The organism is Pseudorhodobacter sp., from assembly GCF_030452865.1.
In the GTDB taxonomy this organism is placed as follows: domain Bacteria; phylum Pseudomonadota; class Alphaproteobacteria; order Rhodobacterales; family Rhodobacteraceae; genus Pseudorhodobacter.
This window is the reverse complement of the sequence record NZ_JAKDLJ010000367.1, coordinates 1-3,575: the sequence shown is the minus strand read 5'-3', so window position 1 is coordinate 3,575 and position 3,575 is coordinate 1. Positions and strand designations below refer to the sequence as shown.

Here is a 3,575-nt window from a genome sequence, read left to right as displayed (position 1 = left end):
TGCGATACTTTATGACGATGCGCGCGTGACCGTATTCACGCAATCCGAAAAGTTCGACGACGCGACGCGCAGCCACCTTGGCCCGCATGTGACGATCCGCCCGCCAAGCGCCTTTGTTCCGACGCTTCACACGCTGCACGGCCCGGTGCGTGTCGACCGCGGCTCGGCACCACTGGCCGTGTCGCTGGAACTGGCGGAGGCGGCGGTGGACCTGACGTGGGGCGACGATCCCTGCCGCTTGCCCAAAGCCTGCAAGACGGCAGCGGAGATTGCCGGCAGCCGCGAAGCGCATCTGCGCGATGGGGCGGCGATGGTGGAATTCCTGTACTGGCTGGATGCCGAAGCGCCAAAAGGCGCCCTGACCGAGATTGACGTAGTGAAAGCCCTGGAAGGGTTCCGCCGCGCCACCAATCAGTTGCATGACATCAGCTTTGACACGATCTGCGGCGCGGGCGCGCATGGTGCGATCATCCATTACCGCGTGACGGAAGGCAGCAATCGCAGGGTCACACCGGGGGAGTTGTTGCTGGTCGACAGCGGCGCACAATATGTCGACGGGACCACCGACATCACCCGCACGATGGCCATAGGCCCGGTGCCGGATGGGGCGGCGGCGGCCTATACGGCGGTTTTGCGCGGCATGATCGCGGTGTCACGGGTGCGCTGGCCAAAGGGACTTGCGGGGCGTGATCTGGACCCGCTGGCGCGTTATCACCTGTGGCTTCAGGGCCGCGACTTTGACCACGGGACCGGGCACGGTGTCGGCGCATTTTTGTCGGTACATGAAGGGCCGCAACGGATCAGCCGTCTGTCGGAAGTGCCGTTGCAACCCGGCATGATTCTGTCGAACGAACCGGGGTATTACCGCGAAGGGGCGTTTGGCATCCGGTTGGAGAACCTGATCCATGTCACGCTTGCGCCAACCTTGCCGGGTGGCGACGACCGCGACCAACTGTGCTTTGAAACGCTGACCTTCGTGCCGCTGGACCGCCGTCTGATTGCAGTGGAGGTGCTGGCACCGGAAGAACGCGATTGGATCAACGCCTATCACGCTGAAACGCTGCAAAAACTGTCGCCGCGCATCTCTGCCGCTGCCCGAGCCTGGCTGGAGACGGCAACCGCACCGCTTTAACCCGCCACCTCGGCAGCAATGGTCCGGATGCGTTCCACCATCGCCCGCACCCCGTTGGAGCGTTGCGACGAAAGATGCTGATCCAGCCCCAACCGCGCGAGTTCGGCGGCCGCATCGACGCGCAACACCGCGGACACCGACAACCCGGAATAAAGCGCATGCAGCACCGCGATCAAGCCCCGCACGATCATCGCGTCGCTTTCGCCTTCAAACCGGAAAATCGCGCTGCGGCCCGTTCCCTCGATCAGCGGGCGCAGCCAGACCTGACTGGCGCAGCCATCGACCTTCAGTGCTGGCACCTTGAACGCGCCATCAAGGGGAGGCATTTCCTTGCCCAATTCGATCAGATGACGATAGCGATCCTCCCAATCATCGAGAAAATCAAATGTCTCCGCGATATCTTCAAAGGCTGCGCTGGCCATGGCATCCGCTCCGTTCGCGATTTGCCACCAGAGGTAACGTCTCTGGCAGCGAAGGTCCAGCAAGCAGCGCCAATTGCTATTCAGCAAGTGCTTTTCAAATGCCGCGCTATGGGCTACCCAAGGAGGCAGAGTTGAACGGGAAAACGCAATGAACACACCGCTGATTGCCGCAGTTTGCGCCACGCTGGCCCTTGGGGCTTGCTCCTCCATCGGGTCATCACGGTTGAATCCGTTCAACTGGTTTGGTTCGTCGGAGCCTGCGCAAGCCTCGGATGTGGATCTGTCCCGCCCTGCTGACCCGCGCGCTTTGGTGGCGCAGGTGATCGACATGAAGATCGAACAAACGGTGGGCGGCGTCATCATTCGCGCAACCGGTCTGCCACCAACCCAGGCCTATTGGGAGGCGGAACTGGTGCCGCGCCCGGTTGACGACGGTAAACTCGTGTTTGATTTCCGTATTTTCCCCCCGATTTTCCGCGCCAATGTCTCGACCCCGCGTTCGCGCGAAGTGACGGTAGCGGCCTTCCTGTCCGACATCAAGTTGCAGGGGATCCGGCAAATCACCGTTCAAGGTGCGAGCAACGGGCGAACCTCACGGCGCTGATCGGATCGGCGGCACTGCCGGCCAAACCGAATTTTCTACGGAAATTTCCCGGTCAGGGTCATGGCGACGCAGCTCGCCCTGCCGGTTTCGGCTGAAATTGCAGTGGCAAGGTGACCCGGAATGCGGCCCCCGATTGCCCCGGCAGATAGCTGATGGTGCCGCCCAGATTGGCCATCACCTCCAAACAGATCGCAAGACCAAGCCCAGCCCCACCCGCCTTGGTCTGATCGGTCAGACGCGCAAATTTCTCAAAGATAAGCGATTGTTTATCCTTGGGGATTCCGGTGCCATTGTCGATAAAGTCCACCGTCACCCGCCCGGAACGCTGCCGCACCGTGATGCGCAGTTCCGGGCTTTGCGCATCGCAGTATTTGCGCGCGTTCGACACCAGATTGATGAAGACCTGCACAAGCCGGTCGCTGTCTGTGCGCAGAAAGATGTCTTCACCGGGCAGGTCACGATGGATGACAAAACTGCGCTCTGGCCGTGTCTGGGCTGCGGCCGCAATCGCCCGGTCAATCATCACCCGCAGGCTGCTCAGGTCGATGTTGAGCTGTACGGTGCCGCTTTCCAGCACGCTCAGATCCAGCAGATCATCGAGCAGCCGGGTCAGGCGCTTGGTTTCATCATGGATGACATGACCATATTTTGCCACCAGTTCGGGCGGAAGATCGCCTTCGGTCAATATCTCGGAAAAAGCCCGGATCGAGGTCATCGGCGTGCGCAATTCGTGACTGATCTGGCTGAGGAATGCGTCCTTTTGCACCGAAAGCGTGGTCAGTTTGGCGTTCGCCTCCCGCAGTTGCCGCGCGGTGCGGGTCAACTCCTCGCGCTGTTCTTCGAGGGTGGCGGAATGTTCCATGATCTGCGCCGCCTCATTGGCAACGGCCATCAGATCCTCCACCGAAACCGAGGCATGACCGGCGATCTGTGAAATCATCGCGTGGGCGGTGGCGGTGCCGACGGAGCCGGACAACCGCCGCTCCAACTGCTCGATAAAGCCGACGGTGGCATCGGGCAGGTAGCCGATCTTGCCCTGTTCCGCCGTCTGCTTGGCAAAAAAGGCCAGGGCTTCATCATCACCAAGAATACGCTGCGCCATAATCAGCAAATCTTCGGCCCCGGCAGAACCGGTCGCGGACCAGCCGCGCGCCTGTGCGCCCTCTGCCTCGAACACCTTGACGAAGGCCGCCCCCTGTACCCGCTCCACCGGGCCGGGCATCGTCAACAACGACACCGCGCCATAGGCAAGCGTGTTCAGCGCCATCGACCAGACCAGTGCGTGGATCAGCGGGTCCATCTCTGTCACGCCAAACAGCGCCTGCGGTCGCAGCAACGCAATGCCAAACGGCCCTTCGGACAAGACCTGCGCCGAAATGATCGCATCCGCCCCGAAAGATGGCAGGAACAGCGTATA

The 3,575-nt window shown here is 61.6% G+C and carries 4 protein-coding genes; 2 read left to right on the top strand and 2 right to left on the bottom strand.

Annotated elements, in window-relative coordinates:
• A partial coding sequence (locus L0H65_RS16425) for an aminopeptidase family protein P (protein WP_301460267.1) occupies window positions 1-1,132 on the top strand: 1,132 nt, incomplete at its 5' end.
• On the opposite strand, the gene L0H65_RS16420 is transcribed toward L0H65_RS16425, so the two are convergent.
• Entirely contained in the window at window positions 1,129-1,554 is a 426-nt protein-coding gene (locus tag L0H65_RS16420; RefSeq protein ID WP_301460264.1) for a SufE family protein, read from the bottom strand. The two genes, L0H65_RS16425 and L0H65_RS16420, sit on opposite strands and share 4 nt — an antisense overlap.
• A gap of 148 nt (window positions 1,555-1,702) precedes the next feature.
• Between L0H65_RS16420 and L0H65_RS16415 the strand changes: the two genes are divergently transcribed.
• Window positions 1,703-2,158 (top strand): hypothetical protein, encoded by a 456-nt coding sequence (locus L0H65_RS16415; protein ID WP_301460262.1) that lies wholly within the window; start codon window positions 1,703-1,705, stop codon window positions 2,156-2,158.
• Between the two features lie 58 nt (window positions 2,159-2,216).
• Here L0H65_RS16415 and L0H65_RS16410 read toward each other — a convergent pair.
• Window positions 2,217-3,575: sensor histidine kinase KdpD (locus L0H65_RS16410; RefSeq protein ID WP_301460260.1), on the bottom strand; the 1,359-nt coding region annotated here is incomplete at its 5' end.

Coding starts and splice junctions, on each gene's coding strand:
- L0H65_RS16415 (WP_301460262.1), top strand. CDS start 1,703: ATGAACACACCGCTGATTGCCGCAGTTTGCGCCACGCTGGCCCTTGGG.
- L0H65_RS16420 (WP_301460264.1), bottom strand. CDS start 1,554: ATGGCCAGCGCAGCCTTTGAAGATATCGCGGAGACATTTGATTTTCTC.